The 19,039-nt window shown below is 63.6% G+C and carries 19 protein-coding genes; 12 read left to right on the top strand and 7 right to left on the bottom strand.

The genetic code is table 11. The features are described 5' to 3' along the window. Position 1: 1 nt before the first annotated feature. From iolB to AC2FMM_RS13945, 3 genes are read left to right on the top strand one after another with little or no spacing between them, the layout of a single operon-like run. On the top strand, positions 2–808 hold the full coding sequence (gene iolB, locus AC2FMM_RS13955; RefSeq protein WP_496680566.1) for a 5-deoxy-glucuronate isomerase: 807 nt from the start codon (positions 2–4) through the stop codon (positions 806–808). After that, a complete protein-coding gene (locus AC2FMM_RS13950) occupies positions 805–1,563 on the top strand; it encodes an SDR family NAD(P)-dependent oxidoreductase (protein ID WP_496796877.1) in 759 nt (252 codons plus the stop codon). Before iolB ends, AC2FMM_RS13950 begins: the two co-directional genes overlap by 4 nt. 26 nt (positions 1,564–1,589) lie before the next feature. Beyond that, positions 1,590–2,369 (top strand): TIM barrel protein, encoded by a 780-nt coding sequence (locus tag AC2FMM_RS13945; protein WP_496796876.1) that lies wholly within the window; start codon positions 1,590–1,592, stop codon positions 2,367–2,369. A gap of 3 nt (positions 2,370–2,372) precedes the next feature. Here AC2FMM_RS13945 and AC2FMM_RS13940 read toward each other — a convergent pair whose 3' ends face one another. Genes AC2FMM_RS13940 through AC2FMM_RS13930 form a run of 3 tightly spaced genes read right to left on the bottom strand, consistent with a single transcriptional unit; the run spans position 2,373 to position 5,059 of the window. Next, positions 2,373–3,212, bottom strand: coding sequence for a class II fructose-bisphosphate aldolase (locus tag AC2FMM_RS13940; protein ID WP_496796875.1), 840 nt, complete (start codon positions 3,210–3,212; stop codon positions 2,373–2,375). Next, entirely contained in the window at positions 3,209–4,045 is an 837-nt protein-coding gene (locus AC2FMM_RS13935) for a 5-deoxy-glucuronate isomerase (protein ID WP_496796874.1), read from the bottom strand. The genes AC2FMM_RS13940 and AC2FMM_RS13935 overlap by 4 nt, the downstream gene beginning before the upstream one ends. Positions 4,046–4,054: 9 nt before the next feature. Continuing rightward, entirely contained in the window at positions 4,055–5,059 is a 1,005-nt protein-coding gene (locus AC2FMM_RS13930; protein ID WP_093963700.1) for a PfkB family carbohydrate kinase, read from the bottom strand. 96 nt (positions 5,060–5,155) lie between these two features. Between AC2FMM_RS13930 and AC2FMM_RS13925 the strand changes: the two genes are divergently transcribed. Then, positions 5,156–6,259, top strand: coding sequence for a Gfo/Idh/MocA family protein (locus tag AC2FMM_RS13925; RefSeq protein ID WP_496796873.1), 1,104 nt, complete (start codon positions 5,156–5,158; stop codon positions 6,257–6,259). Between the two features lie 43 nt (positions 6,260–6,302). Further along, complete coding sequence (locus AC2FMM_RS13920; RefSeq protein WP_496712588.1) at positions 6,303–7,436, top strand: Gfo/Idh/MocA family protein; 1,134 nt, start codon at positions 6,303–6,305, stop codon at positions 7,434–7,436. On the opposite strand, the gene AC2FMM_RS13915 is transcribed toward AC2FMM_RS13920, so the two are convergent. Then, positions 7,437–8,435 carry a LacI family DNA-binding transcriptional regulator gene (locus AC2FMM_RS13915; RefSeq protein ID WP_496680586.1) on the bottom strand — a complete coding sequence of 333 codons (999 nt, stop codon included), beginning with the start codon at positions 8,433–8,435 and terminating at the stop codon, positions 7,437–7,439. Between the two features lie 47 nt (positions 8,436–8,482). After that, complete coding sequence (locus tag AC2FMM_RS13910; RefSeq protein ID WP_496796872.1) at positions 8,483–8,650, bottom strand: hypothetical protein; 168 nt, start codon at positions 8,648–8,650, stop codon at positions 8,483–8,485. A 31-nt stretch (positions 8,651–8,681) separates the two neighbouring features. On the opposite strand from AC2FMM_RS13910, the gene AC2FMM_RS13905 reads away from it, so the two are divergent. Next, a complete protein-coding gene (locus tag AC2FMM_RS13905) occupies positions 8,682–9,788 on the top strand; it encodes a saccharopine dehydrogenase family protein (protein ID WP_496796871.1) in 1,107 nt (368 codons plus the stop codon). Between the two features lie 17 nt (positions 9,789–9,805). Beyond that, positions 9,806–11,305, top strand: coding sequence for an L-piperidine-6-carboxylate dehydrogenase (amaB, locus tag AC2FMM_RS13900; protein ID WP_496796888.1), 1,500 nt, complete (start codon positions 9,806–9,808; stop codon positions 11,303–11,305). Positions 11,306–11,339: 34 nt separating this feature from the next. Here amaB and AC2FMM_RS13895 read toward each other — a convergent pair whose 3' ends face one another. Continuing rightward, positions 11,340–12,917, bottom strand: coding sequence for a DUF5928 domain-containing protein (locus AC2FMM_RS13895; protein ID WP_496796870.1), 1,578 nt, complete (start codon positions 12,915–12,917; stop codon positions 11,340–11,342). Between the two features lie 142 nt (positions 12,918–13,059). On the opposite strand from AC2FMM_RS13895, the gene AC2FMM_RS13890 reads away from it, so the two are divergent. Further along, positions 13,060–13,878, top strand: coding sequence for a sulfotransferase family protein (locus AC2FMM_RS13890; RefSeq protein WP_496680551.1), 819 nt, complete (start codon positions 13,060–13,062; stop codon positions 13,876–13,878). A gap of 199 nt (positions 13,879–14,077) precedes the next feature. On the opposite strand, the gene ilvD is transcribed toward AC2FMM_RS13890, so the two are convergent. Further along, a complete protein-coding gene (gene ilvD / locus AC2FMM_RS13885; RefSeq protein ID WP_496796869.1) occupies positions 14,078–15,910 on the bottom strand; it encodes a dihydroxy-acid dehydratase in 1,833 nt (610 codons plus the stop codon). 105 nt (positions 15,911–16,015) lie between these two features. Between ilvD and AC2FMM_RS13880 the strand changes: the two genes are divergently transcribed. From AC2FMM_RS13880 to AC2FMM_RS13865, 4 genes are all read left to right on the top strand, one after another. Further along, positions 16,016–16,579 carry a helix-turn-helix domain-containing protein gene (locus AC2FMM_RS13880; protein WP_496796868.1) on the top strand — a complete coding sequence of 188 codons (564 nt, stop codon included), beginning with the start codon at positions 16,016–16,018 and terminating at the stop codon, positions 16,577–16,579. Positions 16,580–16,601: 22 nt separating this feature from the next. After that, a complete protein-coding gene (locus AC2FMM_RS13875; protein ID WP_496712595.1) occupies positions 16,602–16,871 on the top strand; it encodes a CBU_0592 family membrane protein in 270 nt (89 codons plus the stop codon). A gap of 80 nt (positions 16,872–16,951) precedes the next feature. Continuing rightward, a complete protein-coding gene (gene sseA, locus AC2FMM_RS13870) occupies positions 16,952–17,806 on the top strand; it encodes a 3-mercaptopyruvate sulfurtransferase (protein ID WP_496680546.1) in 855 nt (284 codons plus the stop codon). Beyond that, the gene (locus AC2FMM_RS13865; RefSeq protein ID WP_496796867.1) at positions 17,806–18,990 is read left to right on the top strand and encodes an amino acid aminotransferase; all 1,185 of its coding nucleotides are present in this window, start codon (positions 17,806–17,808) and stop codon (positions 18,988–18,990) included. Before sseA ends, AC2FMM_RS13865 begins: the two co-directional genes overlap by 1 nt. Positions 18,991–19,039 lie beyond the last annotated feature (49 nt).

The following is a 19,039-nucleotide window of genomic DNA, read 5'->3' as shown; positions in this document are numbered from 1 at the left end:
GATGGCAGAACTTCTGAGAAAACCGTTCGGAACCCATGGTAAGGTGCATGACATCACGCCCGCCAGCGCCGGCTGGCGCTATGTGGGCTTTGGTCTTTTTCACCTGCGGGCGGGCGACCGCGCCGCCGAGGTCACCGGCGACCGCGAGGTCATTCTGGTGATGGTCGAGGGCAAGGCCCGGATCACCGGCGCCGGGCAGGATTGGGGCGTGTTGGGCGACCGGATGAACGTGTTCGAAAAATCTCCGCCCCATTGCCTGTACCTGCCCAACGGCACCGAGTGGGAGGCCACGGCCGAAACCGACTGCGTGATCGCCGTGTGCTCGGCCCCGGGCAAAGGCGGCCATGCCCCGCGCCGGATCGGGCCCGAGGGCATCACCCTGACTGAGCGCGGCAAGGGAACGAACACGCGCCACATCAACAACATCGCGATGGAGGCCGAAGATTATGCCGACAGCCTTCTGGTGACCGAGGTCTTTACCCCCAGCGGCCATTGGTCATCTTACCCCAGCCACCGGCATGACGAGGATGACTATCCCCGCATCACCTATCTGGAAGAGACCTACTACCACCGCCTGAACCCGGCCAGCGGCTTTGGCATCCAGCGCGTCTATACCGATGACGGTCAGTTGGACGAAACCATGGCCGTGTCCGATGGCGATGTGGTACTGGTGCCGCGCGGGCACCACCCCTGCGGGGCGCCCTATGGGTTCGAGATGTATTACCTGAACGTCATGGCCGGGCCGCTGCGCAAATGGCGTTTCGTTCCGGCGCCCGAAGTCGAATGGATCATGGAGCGCGACAAATGACCAAGGCCTTTGCCATCTATCCCAGCCTGAAGGGGCGCACGGTGTTCGTGACCGGCGGGGCCTCGGGCATCGGGCGCGAAATCGTGCGCGGCTTTGCCGAACAGGGGGCCAAGGTCGGCTTTGTTGACATCAACGCCGAGGGCGGCAACGCGCTGCTGGCCGAATTGGGCGGACCCCACGCCTTTGCCGCCTGCGACCTGCGCGACATCGCGGCGCTGCGGTCCGCTTTTGACGAGCTGGCGGGCGCGCTGGGCGCGGCGGACGTTCTGGTCAACAACGCCGCGCATGACGACCGGCACGACTGGCGCGAGGTAACGTCGGACTATTGGGACGAGCGCATGGCGACCAACCTCCGCCACATGTTTTTTGCCATCCAGTCCGTGGCGCCCGGCATGATCGACAAGGGCGCGGGATCGATCATCAATATCGGCTCGAACTCGTGGTGGGAGGCCGGCGCGGGCTTTCCCGCCTATGCCACCGCAAAATCCGCTGTACACGGCCTGACCCGCACCATGGCGCGGGAACTGGGCGATCACCGGATCCGGGTCAACACGGTCGTGCCCGGCTGGATCATGACCCAGCGCCAGAAAGACTTGTGGGTCACCCCCGAAGCGCTGGCCAAACAGATTGACCGCCAATGCCTGCCCGACCCGATCGACCCGGTCTATGTGGCGCGGATGGTGCTGTTTTTGGCCTCGGACGACGCGGCCATGTGCAGTGCCGGGAACTTCATGGTCGAGGGCGGCTCGATCTGAGTACTTTCATGCCGAAAGCGAAATCAATGCCTCAACCGTTTCAACTTGCGGCCTGTGCCGAGATGCTGTGGCTGGACAGGCCGATGGAATGGCGCGCCGCCCGGCTGGCCGAGTTGGGGTTCGGCGTCGGGCTGTGGAACTGGCCGGATCTCGATATTGACAAGCTGATCGCAACCGGCGCCAGTTTCACTATCATGAACGGCTATCTACGGGGGCGGCTGGCTGATGATGACGGGGCCGATATGCTGCTGGCTTCGGCCGCCGAAACAATTCAGGTCGGCAAGCGACTTGGCGTTGCACGTCTGAACCTGCATGGTACCGGTCTGGGCGATGGCGGAATCCCGATCTGGCAGCATGACGTGGTCACAGGGTCGATGTGGCTCAAGGCTCGGGACACCCTGAACCGCATCTGCGATCTGGCCGAGGCCACCGATGTGGTGTTCACGCTTGAAAACCTGAATCTGCTAGACCATCCCGGCTGTCCGTTTGGGTCAACGTCGGACGTGCTTTCCTTGGTTTCTTCGGTTGATCGTCCGCAGTTGCGGATCAATCTCGACCTTTACCATACCCAGATCGGCGAGGGGGACCTGATCCGCTGGTGTGAAAAATGCCTGCCCTGGATCGGAAAGGTGCAGGTGGCCGACAATCCCGGCCGCTGCGAGCCCGGGACCGGCGAGCTCAATTATGCCACAGTGGCGCGTGCATTGAACGACCTAGGCTATCGTGGCCCTGTCGGGATGGAAGCCTTTGCCTCAGGCGATCCGGAAGACGCGTTGGACGCCTTCCGGTCGGCATTCACGCTCTGAGCGTCACCGCTGCGGCGGCGCACCAAAGGCGCGGATCACGGTGCGGGCAGCAGCCTCAACCGGGTCATGGGTTTCCTTCAGGATAGTCACCCGGTCGAACCGGTCGGGGTCGCGGTTCACGGCCTCGCGCAGGGCGGCACCGAAGGCCATGCGCAGCTCGGTCCCGATGTTGAACTTGCAGATCGCGGTTTCACGCGCCAGCCGCGCGCGCTGTTCGACCGGCACACCTGATCCACCGTGGATCACCAGCGGCACGTTGGTCACGGCCTGAATCCGGCGGATGCGGTCCTCGTCCAGCCCGCCTTCCTTGTTCTGCTGCAGGTGGACGTTTCCGACCGAGATCGCCATCGCATCCACGCCGGTCTGGGCGGCGAAGGTGGCTGCCTCGTCTGGGTCGGTCCCGGCCGAGCCTTCGCCGCCGGAATAGCCGACGAATCCGATCTCGCCCTCGCACGAGATACCCGCGGCGCGGGCCATTTCGGCAATCGCGGCGGTCTCGTCGATATTCTGCTGCAGCGGCTTACGCGATCCGTCGAACATCAGTGAGGTGAACCCGCTGTCCAGCGCGATCTTGCAATCCTCGAACGTATAGCCGTGATCCAGATGCGCCACGACGGGTACCGAGGCGTTTTCGGCCAGATACCGGAACATCTTGCCCAGGATCGGCAGCGGTGTGTGCTCGCGGCAGCTGGGTCCGGCCTGCAGGATCACCGGGGCGTTCTCGGCCTCGGCCGCGGCGACATAGGCGCGCATATCCTCCCAGCCCAGCGTCACCAGGCCGCCGACGGCATAGCCCTGTTCATAGGCGGGTTGCAGGACGTTTTTGAGCGTAACGAGGGTCATTTGAACTTGGCGATCATGTCTTTGATGCCCGGGATCGTCTCGATCTGATAGGCATGGGTGGGTTGGAAATACTGTACCAGCGACCGCTGGGTCAGCCCGCCGAGGATGGTGAAGTAATACATCTCGTATCCCGGCAGCACGCAGCAGGGGTGATAGCCCTTGTCGATGCAGATCGTCGAGCCATCGACGATGTGATAGGCATCGCCCGGCGCGTTGTCCTCGCGCTGCAACATCTGCAGCCCCGAGCCCCAGTTGGGTTTGAAGCGGAAATTGTAGGTTTCGTCATGCCGGGTCTCGTCTGGCAGGCGGTTGGTGTCGTGCTTGTGGCTGGGAAAGCCCGACCAGCCGCCCTGACCCACGGTGAAAAGCTCGCTCACCAGCAGGCGGCCGACCTTGTCATGCTGCTTCTGGCCCAGAATATGCTTGATCTTGCGATGGGTCTTGGTGTCGTCGCTGCCATATTGCACCAGGTCATGCTCGCGCACGTCGAACGGGTCCAACACCTTGTCATACTTTGCGCCGGCCACGAACACCTCGGCCGTGTCCGAGACGCAGACCATCTGCGCCCTGGCCCCCGACGGGACATAGGCGCCCTCGGGCTCGCCATCCCAGACATCCTCGCCCCGGTTGCCCAGATGGGCAAAGCGCACGCCCTCGACATCCACGTCAACGCTGCCGGTGGCGGGCACGATGCAGGTCTCGTGCCCCGGGACCTGGTATTCGAAGGCTTCGCCGCGCTTCAACTTGACGATGTTGAAATAGTTCAGCGGCACGGTCGGGTCATCGACATCGACGATGGGTTTGTTCTGGTTGTCGAACGGGGGGATGTGCATCGGGCTCTCCTATCCGGCCGCGGTGGGGCCGGGGTGGGACGCCAGGAAAGCGTCCAGATCTTCGGTGGTTGGCATGGCGGGCGCGCAGCCCGGTTTGGACACGACGATCGAGGCGCAGGCCGATCCGCGCAACACCGCCTGTTCCAGCGAATGGCCCGCGGCGATCGAGGCCAGCAGCCCGGCCATGAAACTGTCGCCCGCGCCGTTGGGTTTGACGGCGGTGACCGGGTAGATGCCGGTGTGGATCTCTTGCCCATCGGTCAGGGTGACGGCGCCCTTTTCGCCCATCTTGTAGATGACGATGCGGCCGGGTTTTTCGGCCAGATCGCAGGCTTTATGGAAGCCTTTCTCGATCCCGCCGGCCATGAAGCCGAATTCTTCGTCATTGCCGACGATCATGTCGCTGGCCTCGCCCGCGCGCGACAGCACGTCGGCCGCGACCTGCGCCGAGGGCCAGCTGTAGGGCCGGTAGTCGATGTCGAAGATCACCGGCAGACCGGCCTTGCGCGCATTGTCGAAGGCGCGGAAGGTGGCGCTGCGCGACGGTTCGGCGGCAAACACGGTTCCGGCCGAGATCGCCGCGCTGAAGCGGCCATAGTCGACACGGTCCATGTCGTCTTCGGTGACCTGAAAATCGACGGCGCCGTTGCGGTAGATGACGTTCTGAAAGTCCTCGATGCAGCTTTCATAGACCGCCAAGGACATGCGGTATTCACCGCCGACGACGCGAATGAAAGAGGTGTCGACACCATAGTGATGCAACTTGTTGAGGCAGAACCGCCCTACCGCGTCATCCGAGACGGAAGTGATCAGCGACGCCTGGCTGCCCAGCTTGACCAGACCCGCGCAGATATTCGCGGACGAACCGCCCAAGTCCGCGCGGAACATGTCGGCACGTTCGCTTTTGACACCGACCGGATCGGCGAACATGTCCATGCCAGCGCGCCCGAAAACGGCAAACCGGTTTCCTTTGATGCCGTCGATCAAGTGACTCAAACTGTTCCTCCCAGGCATTTTGATCCCATCGATCCGATGGACCTTGCATTGGATCGATTCTCACGATACTGATTTTGCAACCGGTTGCAATCAGTATGTTCGGAGCCGCCCAAAATGCCAGAAATCGGAATTGGAATCGTCGGAGGCGGCTATATGGGCAAGGCTCATTCGGTGGCCATGTCCGCCGTGGGCGCCGTGTTCGACACCGCGCTCAAACCGCGGCTCGAGATGATCTGCGCCTCAAGCCCCGATAGCGCCGAACGCTACCGCGCCGCCTACGGGTTCCGCCGTGCCACAGCCGACTGGCAGGCCTTGGTCAAAGATCCGGCGGTCGAGGCCGTCGTGATCGCATCGCCCCAATCCACGCACCGGCAGATCGCCGAGGCAGCGCTGGTACTGGGCAAGCCGGTGCTGTGCGAAAAACCGCTGGGCGCGTCGCTTGAGGACAGCCGCGCCATGGTGGCGGCGGCCGAGGCCTCGGGCACCGTCAACATGGTCGGGTTCAACTATATCCGCACCCCGGCCAGCCAGTTCGCTCGCCAGCTGATCGCCGACGGCGCGATTGGCGACATCACATGGTTCCGCGGTGAACATACCGAGGATTTCTATGCCGACCCCGAGGCCCCGGCGACCTGGCGCACGACCGGTATGGCCAACGGCACCATCGGTGATCTGGCGCCGCACATGGTCAATGGCGCGCTGGCTCTGGTTGGGCCGATCGCGCAGGTTATGGCCGATGTGGAAACCGTTCACCACACCCGCCCGGGCGGCGCGGTGACCAATGACGATCAAGCCCAGATGATGTGCCGGTTTGAAAACGGCGTCATGGGGAACCTTTATTTCAGCCGCATCGCGACCGGCCGCAAGATGGGTTATGCCTACGAGATCTCGGGCACCAAGGGCGCGATCCGTTTTGACCAGGAGGATCAGAACGCCCTGTGGCTCTATCGCCGCGAAGGCCCCGAGGCCCAGCGCGGTTTCACCAAGATCCTGACCGGTCCGGCGCATCCCGATTATGAGCCCTTTTGCCAGGGTCCCGGCCACGGCACCGGATATCAGGATCAGATCATCATCGAGGCCAAGGATTTTCTGACCGCCATTCACTCCGGCCGGAACATCTGGCCGACCTTCCGGGACGGGCACGAGGTCAACCGGGTGTTGGCCGCAGCTCTGGCCTCAGCCGACAGTCGCGGCTGGCAGGACGTCAGCGCGTTCTAGGCCCGACACGTTTTCCAACATCGTTCGCAGAGAGACCAAGACCATGGCAAAGTTGAAATGGGGCATGATCGGGGGCGGAGAAGGCAGCCAGATCGGGCCCGCCCACCGTCTGGGCGCACAGGCCGACGGCCTGTTCGAATTCGCCGCCGGCGCGCTGGACCACCGGCCCGAAGAGGGACGCGCCTATGCGCAGCGGCTGGGTGTGCCCGCCGACCGGGCCTATGGCGACTGGCAGGAAATGCTGGCCGGCGAAAAGGACCGGCCCGACCGGATCGACCTTGTGACCATCGCCACCCCGAACGCGACCCATTTCGAGATCGCCAAAGCGTATCTCGAGGCCGGGTTCAACGTCCTGTGCGAAAAGCCGATGACCATGACCGTGGAAGAGGGCGAGGAGATCGTGCGCGTGGCCCGGGCTTCGGGCAAGATCTGTGCGGTCAACTACTGCTATTCGGCCTATCCGATGGTGCGACAGGCCCGCGCCATGGTCCGCGCCGGAGAGATCGGCAAGGTGCGCCTGGTCGTCACCAATTTCAGCCACGGCCATCATGGGGATGCCACCGACGCGGACAATCCGCGCGTGCGCTGGCGCTATGATCCGGCCATGGCGGGCGTGTCGGGGCAATTCGCCGATTGCGGTATCCACGCGCTGCACATGGCCAGCTTCATCTGCGATGACGAGGTCGCGACGCTGTCGGCCGACATGGCCTCGACCATTCCCAGCCGTCAGTTGGAAGACGACGCCATGGTCAATTTTCGGATGGAGGGCGGCACCGTGGGCCGGTTGTGGACCTCGTCCGTGGCGATCGGGCGGCAGCACGGGTTCGATATCCAGGTCTTCGGCGAAACCGGTGGGTTGCGCTGGGCGTCCGAACATCCCAACCAGCTGTTCTACACACCGGTCGGTGGACGCACGCAGATCATCGAAAAGGGCGAGGGCGGCCTGCATGAAGACGCGATGCGCCTGTCGCGCGTGGCGATTGCCCATCCCGAGGGCTTTCCGCTGGCCGTGGCCAATATCTATTGCGATCTGGCCGACGCGATCCGGGGTGAGCCGCGGGACGGGCTGCCCGATGCCGCCGATGGCGTCCGCTCGATTGCCGCGGTGCACGCAGCGGTGGCCTCGGCCCGGGCGGAGGGCGCCTGGCAGGACGCGCGCCCGCCGATGTTCCGCTGATCAGGGGCGGGGCCGCAACGTGCCCCGCTCGATCACCCGGCAGGGGAAGATCCGGGCTTCGGGGTAGCGATCGGGCGTCTTCAGCATCTCTTCGACCAGATCGACCGACGCGGTGATGATCTGCTTGATCGGCTGATGGATGGTCGTCAGGTTGATGTATTCCCAGCGCGACATCTCCATGTCGTTCAGGCCGATGATCCCGATATCGGTGCCGGGTTTCAGCCCGTGGTCGGCCAGCGCCGACAGCGCCCCGATCGACAGGATGTCGTCGCCGCAGAAATAGGCCTGCGCCGGCTCACCCGCCAGCAGGCGCAGCATCTCGGCCCGGCCGGACTCGAAGGAATAAGCCCCGGCGAAAGAGTGGCTGACCGGAATCTGCGGATGGTTGGCCATTTCCTCGATGAAGCCCCGTTGCCGGTCCAGCGCCGAGGTCGCATCGACTGGCCCGCCCAGGTAGCCCACGCTGGCATAGCCCCGCGCGACCAACTCGCGCGCGGCCATGCGTCCGCATTCCACATTGTCGATGCCCACCACATGCACCTCGGGCGAGGTCGCCGAGCGCCCGAAGGTGTGCACCACCGGCACCCCTGCATCGTGGAACGCCTTGGCAAAGCTGGGTGGCAGGGTCGACGAGGCGACGATTACCGCATCCACTGAATATTGCCGCAGCATGCGCACGGAATTGGCGGGCTCGGTCTCGTCGGTCAGGTTCACGATCAGGGGGCGCAGCCCGCGTTCCTGCAGGGCGCGGGTGAACTGGTCGAAAACCTCAAGGAATATCGGGTTGTGGAAGTTGTTCGAGATCAGGCCGATCAGCTTGGTCCGCCCCGTCGTCAGCGACGAGGCCAGCGCGTTGGGGCTGTAGCCCAGTTCCTTGGCGGCCTTTTCCACTTTGGCGCGGGTCTTGGCCGAGACCGAGGCGCCCGGCGTGAAGGTGCGCGACACAGCCGACCGCGACACCCCGGCCAAGGCCGCAACTTCCTTCAGCGTAACGCCCAACTGCTTGCTCTCCTCTATGCGGTCGATTGGATCTGTTGAATGTCGCATCATTGCAAAAATGGTGCAATCGGTTGCAAAGCATTTCCTCCCCTGACTTCAGGTTCCGAAGCGCTGCGGATCTCGATCTGACATTTTGATTCAATTACCGTCAGTATGACGGAAAAGCTGTCCGTTTCGTCAACTCGATTGCTGTGCTCGGACGGCGGCGCGGTCATACTGGAACCAGAGCAGAGGAGGAGGCGCGCAATGAGTTGGAACATCTGCGTCGTCGGGGCCGGGAAGATCGGACAGATGATCGCCGCCCTGTTGAAGAAATCGCACAACTACACTGTAACCGTGGCCGATCATGACCTGACGGCCCTGTCGGCGTTGAACAGGCAGGGCATCACCACCCGCCAGATCGACGCGGGCGACGAAGCCGGGCTGGCACAGGGGGTTGCAGGGTTCGATGCGGTGATCTCGGCCGCACCGTTTTTCCTGACGCCTGCCATCGCCAAGGCAGCCAAGGCCGCGGGTGCGCATTATTTCGACCTGACCGAGGATGTCGCCGCCACGAACGCCGTGCGCGAACTGGCCCGCGACAGCGGCACCGCCTTCATGCCGCAATGCGGGTTGGCACCGGGTTTCGTCGGCATTGCGGGGGCCTCTCTTGCGGCCGGGTTCGACACGCTGGACAGCCTGCACATGCGGGTGGGCGCGCTGCCGCTCTATCCGACCAATGCGCTGAAATACAATCTGACCTGGTCCACCGACGGGCTGATCAACGAATACTGCAACCCTTGCGACGCCATCGTGAATGGCGAGCGGGTCAAGACCGCGCCGCTCGAGGATTACGAGATCATTGGCCATGACGGTGTGGAATACGAATGCTTCAACACCTCGGGCGGCCTGGGCACCTTGCCCGAGACGCTGGCCGGCAAGGCGCGGGCGGTGTCCTATCGCTCGATCCGCTATCCCGGCCATCGCGACATCCTGAAGCTGCTGTTGACCGACCTGGGCCTCGGCCAGCGCCGCGACCTGTTGAAGGACATCTTTGAAACTGCGCTGCCGCGCACCGATCAGGACGTGGTTCTGGTCTATTGCACGGCCAAGGGCATGATCGACGGGGCGCTGCGCGAGAAATCCCTGATCAACAAATCCTTTGCCCGCACCATCGACGGCCAGGTCTGGAGTGCGATCCAGATCACCACCGCCGCCGGCGTTCTGGGCGTTGTCGACCTGATGCGAACCGGCGCGCTGCCCACCCGGGGTTTCGTCCGGCAAGAGCAGGTCAGGCTGGATGATTTCCTGAATACCGAATTCGGCCAGCTCTACCGCGCTGGCGAAGTGACACCCCAGAACAAGGCGGCCTGAACATGAAAGACGTAGTCATGACTGCAGAACACACACTCGAAAAACTGGGCCTGACGGCGGCCGAGCTGACCGGCGGCACGCTGGAGGTCCGCTCGCCCATCGACGGCCGCGTGCTGGCGCGGGTGCATGAAACGCCTGTTGCCGACATGGACGCGGTCTTTGCCCGCGCCACGGCGGCCTTCAAGGCTTGGCGCACCGTGCCCGCCCCGCGCCGGGGCGAGCTGATCCGCCTGCTGGGCGAGGAATTGCGCGCGGCCAAGGAGGACCTGGGCGCGCTGGTCAGCTGGGAGGCCGGCAAGATCACCTCGGAAGGTCTGGGCGAAGTGCAGGAGATGATCGACATCTGCGACTTTGCCGTGGGCCTGTCGCGGCAGCTGTATGGCCTGACCATCGCCTCGGAACGCCCCGGCCACCGGATGATGGAGACCTGGCACCCGGCCGGGCCGGTCGGCGTGATCTCGGCCTTCAACTTCCCGGTCGCGGTCTGGTCGTGGAACGCGGCGCTGGCGTTGGTCTGCGGCGATCCGGTGATCTGGAAACCGTCCGAGAAAACGCCCCTGACCGCGATGGCCTGTCAGAAGATCTTTGAAAAGGCCGTGGCCCGGTTCGGCGACGCGCCCGAGGGGCTGCTGCAACTGCTGATCGGCGGTGCCGATCTGGGCAAGGCGCTTGTGGCCAGCGAGACGGTGCCGATCATTTCGGCCACCGGCTCGACCCGGATGGGCCGCGCGGTCGCGCCGGTCGTGGCGCAGCGGTTCGGCAAGTGCATCCTGGAACTGGGCGGTAACAACGCCATGATCGTGGGCCCCTCGGCCGACCTGGAAATGGCGGTGCGGGCCATCGTGTTCTCGGCCGTGGGCACCGCGGGTCAGCGCTGTACCTCGCTGCGGCGGCTGATCGTGCACAACTCGATCCGTGCCGATCTGGTTGCGCGGCTGAAAAAAGCCTATGCCGGTCTGCCCATCGGTGATCCGCTGGCCGAAGGCACGCTGGTCGGGCCGCTGGTGGATGAGGCCTCGGGGCAGGCGATGGAGGCCGCGCTGAAGGCGGCCGAGGCCGAGGGCGGCACCGTCTTCGGCGGCAAGCGCGTCACCGACGGTGTGCCCGAGGGCGGTGTCTACATACAGCCCGCGATCGCCGAAATGCCGGGCCAGACCGAGATCGTGAAGACCGAAACCTTTGCGCCGATCCTCTATGTCATGGGCTATGACGGTTTCGACGAGGCGCTCGAGATGCAGAACGACGTGCCGCAAGGCCTGTCGTCTTGCGTGTTCACGCTGAACATGCGCGAGGCGGAGCAGTTCCTGTCGCCTGCCGGGTCCGATTGCGGCATCGCCAACGTGAATATCGGCCCCTCGGGCGCCGAGATCGGTGGCGCGTTCGGCGGTGAGAAGGAAACCGGTGGCGGACGCGAAAGCGGCTCGGACGCCTGGAAGGGCTATATGCGGCGGCAGACGAACACGATCAATTATTCGGCCGAGCTGCCCCTGGCGCAGGGCGTCAAGTTCGACATCTGACCGCCCGGTCCGGCGGCCCGGTGCGGCCGGGCCGTCAATCGGCGAACAGGTAGTCCAGCCGCAGAATGGATTGCGCGGTTTCTTCTGGCACCCCCAGAAACTTCGAGATCGCGGCGATGTTTTCCGCCGGATCTCCGGTTTCGCGCAGCCGGTGGAATCGGTCCAGCCCGGCGCTGCGCAATTGTTCGGATTCATAGGCTAGATCGCTGCGGATCGTGGGCAGCAGACGCTGGACCGTGGCGGCGGGTGAGTTCTGCCCGGCCAGCCCGACCCGGTGGGCATGCCCCACCAGGTAGTCGTCGGAATAGGTGCATTGCACCTCCAGAACATGGGTGCGGGCACGGTCCGAACAGAAATCCTGCACGATATCCAGGCTGGCCGGGTCCAGGCAGATGACCAGCTTGTCGGTGTCGAAATGATCGAACAGCAGCCGCATCACCGCGCGGCGATGGCGTGACCGCTTGACCAGCGTCGTCTCGATCCCGCCCAGATCGGGCAGGGGGGCGGCTTCTTCGTTGAACAGGTATTCGATGCAGGGCAGGTTGGTTTCAGAGGCGATCTGGTCGATCAGCCGTTTGGCCACGTGCCATTTCTTGCACACTACAAGATACAGGTCGCGATCGGGGCCGATCGTGTTGGCGACCTCCCAGAAGCGGGGGGCGAAACGGCGGCCCACACGGCCGCGGCCCGTCAGGAAACCATGCAGGTTGCGGCCCTCGTTCGAGATCTGGAACGCGACCCCTTCGCTGGCATAGAGCGCCCCCAACTTCTGTTTCAGCTGATGTGCCTCGGGGCTGATCTTGCGCGCGAACAGGTAATCCTGGCTCAGCAGCATGTCGTAGTGATCGTTGTAGAAGGTCACCGGCATGCCATAGTCGGAAAACATCAGGAACGTGAGTGTGCGGTTCTCGATCTCCGAGCGCGGGATCAGGTGCCGCACGAGGGTCTGAAAGAAGGTCTCGTCCGGAATCCAGGTCGTCGCGAAGAACCGGACCACGTCCCGGCGCTGGCGCAGAAACGCGAGGATCGCCTCGATCGTGCGGCGGCGCAGGCACCACCACTGGCTGCCGATCATGATCTGGAGATCCTCCGGGATCTCGCGAGTCAGCCCCAGGCGCTTCTGGACCTCGTAGGCGGCGTAGAACAGTTTGCTCTGGGTGCGTTCGTTGAAATAGTGGCGATAGATCAGCCGGTCTTCCTTCATGCCGGTCTTGATCCAGTCGCTGGCGAAGAAATCGTGGCTTTCGATGAAGTCCTTGTCGTTTTCATCCAGAAAGCGATGGGCGTATTCCGCAGTCTTGATCGCCATGCAGTCGCCCGACAGCATGTAGAAATGGGTGGCGCGGGGGAAGGCCTCGACCGCGGCCAGCACCGCATGCAGAGAAGCCTGCACCAACGACCATTCGCCCCAGCCGCATTTGATCCGTTTTTTGGCGAAGGCGACGTTGGGGCTGTTCTTCAATGCGTCCCGGATGCGGCTGAAATCGGCCGCCGAGGCGCTGGCGTCGAAATGAATCGCGATGTAGTCGCCGACCGCCGTCAGGCGTTGGGCCTGCGCGATGATCGCGTCGGGGTCTTTGTGACACAGCAGAACATAGGCGATTCTGGCCATTGGCGTGGTTGTTTTCCGTTACTGCCCGGTTCCGACCGTGATACTGAGGATGAACGATTGAATAAACAGAATATTTTTGCTTGTCTGGCGCCAAAAGCTGGCTCATCACCCTGAGACTCGGCTGGCAGAGGAGGCATGGCAGATGGGATTTCCCGGCACATGGATGACCGAGAGCGAAAGCATGGTCTATCGCGTGGTGCCCAAATGCGCCTGCTCGACCATCGGGCAGATCATGTATTACTCCGATCATGGCCGGTTCTTTGATGGCGATATCCACGACGCCAAAGACGGGATGCACAAATGGGCGTTTGACCACAGCCAGGATGTGATCTCGGCCAATGTGCGCGGGCACAAGTCCTTCGCCTTTACCTGCGTGCGCAACCCCTATACGCGGATCCTCAGTTCGTTCTTCGACAAGATCTGCGGCATTCAGCGCAACGGGAAACGGTACCGGGGCAATCTGGTGCCGACGCTGATCTACAATTACGGGATCGAGGTCGGGGGCGAAGACGGCAAGGGCGAATTCGACCAGATCGCCAGCTTCCGCCGGTTTCTTCTGTTTGCCCGCGACACGATCCGTTGGCGCCGGCCGATGGACCCGGACATCCACTGGTCGGCCATGTCGGGGCATGTCTCGACCTTCATCGTGAATGGCGGGCGCTATGACCGGATATTCTGGACCGAGAAGTTCAACGAGGGCATGCAGGGCGTGCTGGATCAGATCGAAACGCCCCACCCTGTGACTCTGTCCGAAATCCCGCGCTTCAATGAGTCCGAAGGCCACGGCCCCAAACGCGCGCATCCGGTCGAGGACTATTTCGACGACCTGTCGATGCATCTGGTCTACGAGATCTACAAGCAGGATTTTGAACTGTTCAAATACGATTTCGAAAATCCGGCCAACAAGATGCCGACGGGTGAAATCGATCTGGATGAGATTCACGCCAAGCTGGGTGATTGATCCCATAGGCAGGGGTGCTCCCACCCATCCTCGATGTCTCTGGCGAGACACCTCCTCTGGTTGGGCCGGGCGCCGCGCACAGCGCGGCGCCCGGCCCAAGGCTGACGGAGGCAGCGGCGCAGCCGATGGGTCCTGTCAGACGCGGGAGCCCTTTGGATTCAGGCAACGGACCGGCCCGCATAGCACGGGCCGGCAGGATTCAGACCTGGCGCACGGCGCCTTTTGCGGCGCTGGTGGCCAGCTTCGCATAGGCCTTCAACGCCGTGGACACCTTGCGTTTGCGCGGCTGGGCCGGCTCCCAGCCTTTCGCGTCCTGCGCCTTGCGGCGTTCGGCCAGTTCCTCGTCGGATACGGCCAGGTGGATCGAGCGGTTGGGGATGTCGATCTCGATCGTGTCCCCGTTCTGCACCAGACCGATCTCGCCGCCTTCGGCCGCCTCGGGCGAGACGTGGCCGATCGACAGGCCCGAGGTGCCGCCCGAGAAGCGACCGTCGGTCAGCAGCGCGCAGGCTTTGCCCAGGCCCTTGGATTTCAGGTACGAGGTCGGGTACAGCATCTCCTGCATGCCCGGCCCGCCGCGGGGGCCTTCATACCGGATCACGACCACGTCGCCTTCCTTGACCTTGCCGGTCAGGATGTCGTTCACCGCCTGGTCCTGGCTTTCGCAGACATAGGCGGTGCCGGTGAATTTCAGGATGTTCTCATCCACACCTGCGGTCTTCACGATGCAGCCGTCGCGCGCGATGTTGCCGAACAGAACGGCCAGACCGCCATCCTGGCTGAACGCATGTTCCTTGGACCGAATCACGCCGTTGGCCCGGTCTGTGTCCAGTTCCTTGTAGCGGTTCGACTGGCTGAAGGCCTGTGTCGTGCGCACACCGCCCGGCGCGGCCTTGAACAACTCCTGCGCCTTGGGGTTGTTGGTCACCTTGATGTCCCAGTTGGCGATCGCCTCGGCCATTGTGGCCGAATGCACCGTGCAGCAGTCGTCATGCAGCAGACCAGCGCGGCTCAGCTCACCCAGGATCGAGAAGATGCCGCCCGCGCGGTGCACGTCCTCCATGTGGACGTTTTCAGTGTTGGGCGCGACCTTGCACAGGCAGGGAACCTTGCGGCTGAGGCGGTCCATGTCGGACATGGTGAAATCCACCTCGCCCTCATGCGCGATGGCCAGCAGGTGCAGCACCGTGTTGGTCGAGCCGCCCATGGCGATGTCCAGGCTCATGGCGTTTTCGAAGGCCTCGAAGGTCGCAATCTCGCGCGGGAGGAAGCCTTTTTCGTTCAACTCATAGTGACGCTTGGTGATCTCGACGATGCGACGCCCGGCTTCCAGGAACAGCGCCTTGCGGTCGGAATGGGTGGCCAGGGTCGAGCCATTGCCCGGCAGCGCCAGGCCCAGCGCCTCGGCCAGGCAGTTCATCGAGTTCGCGGTGAACATGCCCGAGCACGATCCGCAGGTGGGGCAGGCGTTTTCTTCGATATGTTTGACCTGCTCGTCGGTGTATTTGTCATCGGCGGCGGCGACCATGGCATCGACCAGGTCGATCTTCTTCACATCCAGATCAGCAATGTCGATCTTGCCGGCCTCCATCGGGCCGCCCGAGACAAAGATGGCCGGGATGTTCAGTCGCATCGCCGCCATCAGCATGCCCGGGGTGATCTTGTCGCAGTTCGAGATGCAGACCATCGCATCGGCGCAATGCGCGTTGACCATGTATTCGACGCTGTCGGCGATGATCTCGCGCGAGGGCAGCGAATACAGCATCCCGTCATGGCCCATGGCGATGCCGTCATCGACGGCGATGGTGTTGAACTCTTTGGCTACACCGCCGGCGGCCTCGACCTCGCGGGCGACCATCTGACCCAGATCCTTGAGGTGGACGTGCCCCGGCACGAATTGCGTGAACGAGTTGACGATGGCGATGATCGGCTTGCCGAAATCGTCGTCTCCCATCCCGGTGGCGCGCCACAGGCCGCGGGCACCGGCCATGTTGCGGCCATGGGTCGAAGTTCTGGATCGGTACATTGGCATGATGCTGTTTCCCTTTTGCCCGGTTGCAAAACCAGGGTTGCGTGCGTTATAGCGCACGTAGCACATGTGCGTTATAACGCACAAGGTAAATCGCGGGACGTGGCCATGGAATCGGACGACATCACCCTGAAACTCAGAGACGTCCGGACGGCATCGGGGCTGAGCCTGGCCAAAGCGGCCGAATTGACCGGGGTCAGCAAGGCCATGCTGGGCCAGATCGAACGCGGAGAATCAAGCCCCACCATCGCGACGCTGTGGAAGATCGCCAAGGGGTTCCAGATGCCGCTGAGCGCGCTGATCGGCACCAGCGCCCTGCGCGACCCGGCGGATGCGGCCCGGTTCCGCACCGTGACCTTTCCGGGCAGTCTGAAGGTCAAGATCGTCTTTCCCTTCGACCCGGTTCTGGGGGCAGAGACCTTTCACGTCGAACTGGACCGCAACCAATGCCACGAATCCCCCGCCCATGCCGCCGGCGTAACCGAGGAAGTCTTTTTACTGAGCGGCGCGCTCGAGGTGCTGCGGAACGGCGAATGGGTGCCGCTGAGTGCGGGCCAGGGGCTGCGCTTTCCGGCCGACCTGCCGCATGGCTATCGCGCCGGGCCCGAGGGCGCGGCGTTTCTGAACATGCATCACTACGGACATCGGCCCGCGACCGCTGCGGCCGGTTGATACGGCGGAAGGAGATGACCCGATGACGGAATTCCTGAACGGCCTGACGCTGGCCGATGGCATCGGGTCCTTCGGGGCGCTGATCGTGGTTGCGGCCTATTTCGCCACCCAGATGCGGATGATGAATTCCGACGATCTGGCCTTTCCGGTGGTCAACCTGGTAGGGTCGGTTTTGATCGTCTATTCGCTGCTGCAGAACTTCAACCTGGCCTCGATGCTGATCGAAAGCTTCTGGATCGCCATCAGCGTGATCGGCATCATCCAGCATTTCCGCCTGCGACGGGTGCGATAGGGCCGCAGGGACCCGATCCAGCCTTGAACCCGCACCCTTGCGCGTATAGGGAAATCCTTGCGCGTATAGGGGAGGCTTTGATGCTGGACGATCCAAAAACCCTGGTTTCCACCGAATGGCTGGCCGCCCACCTAAAGGACCCGGATCTGCGGATCCTCGACGCCTCGTGGTACCTGCCGCAGCAAGGGCGCGACGCCCGGGCCGAGTACGAGGCCGGACATATTCCCGGCGCACGGTTCTTCGACATCGACGAGATTTCGGACCACCGCTCGGACCTGCCGCACATGGCCCCTCCGGTCGAGAAATTCATGTCGCGCCTGCGGGCCATGGGCGTGGGCGACGGCCATCAGGTTGTGGTCTATGACGGCGCGGGCCTGTTTTCGGCGGCGCGGGTCTGGTGGCTGTTCCGCCTGATGGGGCAAGAGAACATCGCGGTTCTGGACGGTGGCCTGCCCAAATGGGTCGCCGAAGGGCGCGAGATCGAGGATCTGCCCCCCGTCATCCGTGACCGCCACATGACCGTGCGTGTGCAGAACCACCTGGTCCGCGACGTGACCCAGGTATCGGCCGCCGCCAAGCTGGCCGATCACGAAATCATCGACGCCCGCGCGGCCGACCGTTTCGCCGGAACCCAGCCCGAACCGCGCGAAGGTTTGCGGGCAGGGCACATCCCCGGCTCGCGCAACGTGCCCTTCGGACAGTTGCTGAACCCCGATGGCACCATGAAATCGCCCGAGGACTGCCGCGCGGTGTTCGAAGCCGCAGGCGTCGATCTGTCGAAACCTGCGATCACCACCTGCGGGTCGGGCGTGACCGCCGCGATCCTCAGCCTTGCGCTCGAGCGCATGGGCAAGAAAGACCATGCACTTTATGACGGCAGCTGGGCCGAATGGGGCGCCTTCCCGACCCTGCCCGTCGCAACCGGAGACTCCTGATGTTCGAGAACCTCAAGCCGCAGCCAGCCGACAAGATCCTGGCGCTGATGCAGATGTATCGCGATGACCCGCGCGAGCAGAAGATCGACCTGGGCGTCGGCGTCTACAAGAATGCCGAGGGCGTGACGCCCGTCATGCGCGCGGTCAAGGCCGCCGAGCATCGCATCTGGGAAGAACAGCAGACCAAGGCCTATACCGGGCTGGCCGGTGACCCGGCCTATGCCGATGCGATGATCGCGCTGATACTGGGCACCAGCGTGCCGCGCGCCAATATTGCCGCCGTGGCCACCCCGGGCGGCACCGGTGCCTGCCGGCAGGCATTCGAACTGATCCGCATGGCTAACCCCTCGGCCCGGGTGTTCGTGTCGAACCCGACCTGGCCCAATCACATCTCGATCCTGAACTATCTGGGCATCGAAACCGTCGCCTATCGCTATTTCGACGAGGAAACCCGCGGCGTCGATTTCGACGGCATGATCGAGGACCTCAAGACTGCCAAGGCGGGCGATGTGGTGCTGTTGCATGGTTGCTGTCACAACCCGACCGGCGCCAACCTGAACATGGTGCAGTGGCAAGAGGTGGTGAACCTGATCAACGACCGCGGCTTGGTGGCGATGATCGACATCGCCTATCAGGGCTTTGGCGACGGTCTGAACGAGGATGCGCAGGCGACCCGGCTGGTCGCTTCTTCGGTCAAGGAATGCCTGATCGCGGCGTCTTGCTCGAAGAATTTCGGTGTCTACCGCGAGCGCACCGGCCTGCTGATGGCTGTCAGCGCCGATGCGGGACAGACCGCGCTGAACCAGGGCACGCTGGCGTTTCTGAACCGCCAGAACTATTCGTTCCCGCCGGATCACGGCGCGCGCGTGGTGACCACGATCCTGATGGATGAGGGCCTGCGCGCTGATTGGATGGCCGAACTGGAAGAGGTGCGCCTGTCGATGCTGGGCCTGCGCCGCCAACTGGCGGATGAGCTGCAGCGGCTGAGCGGATCGGACCGGTTCGGCTTCCTGGCCCAGCATCGCGGCATGTTCTCGCGCCTTGGCGCCGCGCCCGAACTGGTCGAGAAGCTGCGGGACGAACACGGCATCTACATGGTCGGCGACAGCCGCATGAACATCGCCGGGTTGAACGAGGCCACCGTGCCGATCCTCGCCAAGGCCATCATCGACGTCGGCGTCTGAGCTCAGACATTTCTCAAAAAAGAAACCCGGGCACGAATGCCCGGGTTTT

The organism is Ruegeria sp. BHSC043 (assembly GCF_059612985.1).
Note: the sequence above shows the minus strand (reverse complement) of the source record. Positions and strands in the feature narration are given on the sequence as shown.

Excerpts from the sequence above, each read along its gene's own strand:
- AC2FMM_RS13930 (WP_093963700.1), bottom strand. The coding sequence starts at position 5,059 with ATGCCTGGGAGGAACAGTTTGAGTCACTTGATCGACGGCATCAAAGGA.
- AC2FMM_RS13865 (WP_496796867.1), top strand. The coding sequence starts at position 17,806 with ATGTTCGAGAACCTCAAGCCGCAGCCAGCCGACAAGATCCTGGCGCTG.
- AC2FMM_RS13945 (WP_496796876.1), top strand. The coding sequence starts at position 1,590 with ATGCCTCAACCGTTTCAACTTGCGGCCTGTGCCGAGATGCTGTGGCTG.
- AC2FMM_RS13890 (WP_496680551.1), top strand. The coding sequence starts at position 13,060 with ATGGGATTTCCCGGCACATGGATGACCGAGAGCGAAAGCATGGTCTAT.
- AC2FMM_RS13940 (WP_496796875.1), bottom strand. The coding sequence starts at position 3,212 with ATGACCCTCGTTACGCTCAAAAACGTCCTGCAACCCGCCTATGAACAG.
- AC2FMM_RS13895 (WP_496796870.1), bottom strand. The coding sequence starts at position 12,917 with ATGGCCAGAATCGCCTATGTTCTGCTGTGTCACAAAGACCCCGACGCG.
- sseA (WP_496680546.1), top strand. The coding sequence starts at position 16,952 with ATGCTGGACGATCCAAAAACCCTGGTTTCCACCGAATGGCTGGCCGCC.
- AC2FMM_RS13875 (WP_496712595.1), top strand. The coding sequence starts at position 16,602 with ATGACGGAATTCCTGAACGGCCTGACGCTGGCCGATGGCATCGGGTCC.
- AC2FMM_RS13950 (WP_496796877.1), top strand. The coding sequence starts at position 805 with ATGACCAAGGCCTTTGCCATCTATCCCAGCCTGAAGGGGCGCACGGTG.
- iolB (WP_496680566.1), top strand. The coding sequence starts at position 2 with ATGGCAGAACTTCTGAGAAAACCGTTCGGAACCCATGGTAAGGTGCAT.
- AC2FMM_RS13910 (WP_496796872.1), bottom strand. The coding sequence starts at position 8,650 with ATGACCGCGCCGCCGTCCGAGCACAGCAATCGAGTTGACGAAACGGAC.
- AC2FMM_RS13880 (WP_496796868.1), top strand. The coding sequence starts at position 16,016 with ATGGAATCGGACGACATCACCCTGAAACTCAGAGACGTCCGGACGGCA.
- ilvD (WP_496796869.1), bottom strand. The coding sequence starts at position 15,910 with ATGCCAATGTACCGATCCAGAACTTCGACCCATGGCCGCAACATGGCC.
- AC2FMM_RS13905 (WP_496796871.1), top strand. The coding sequence starts at position 8,682 with ATGAGTTGGAACATCTGCGTCGTCGGGGCCGGGAAGATCGGACAGATG.
- amaB (WP_496796888.1), top strand. The coding sequence starts at position 9,806 with ATGACTGCAGAACACACACTCGAAAAACTGGGCCTGACGGCGGCCGAG.
- AC2FMM_RS13925 (WP_496796873.1), top strand. The coding sequence starts at position 5,156 with ATGCCAGAAATCGGAATTGGAATCGTCGGAGGCGGCTATATGGGCAAG.
- AC2FMM_RS13935 (WP_496796874.1), bottom strand. The coding sequence starts at position 4,045 with ATGCACATCCCCCCGTTCGACAACCAGAACAAACCCATCGTCGATGTC.
- AC2FMM_RS13920 (WP_496712588.1), top strand. The coding sequence starts at position 6,303 with ATGGCAAAGTTGAAATGGGGCATGATCGGGGGCGGAGAAGGCAGCCAG.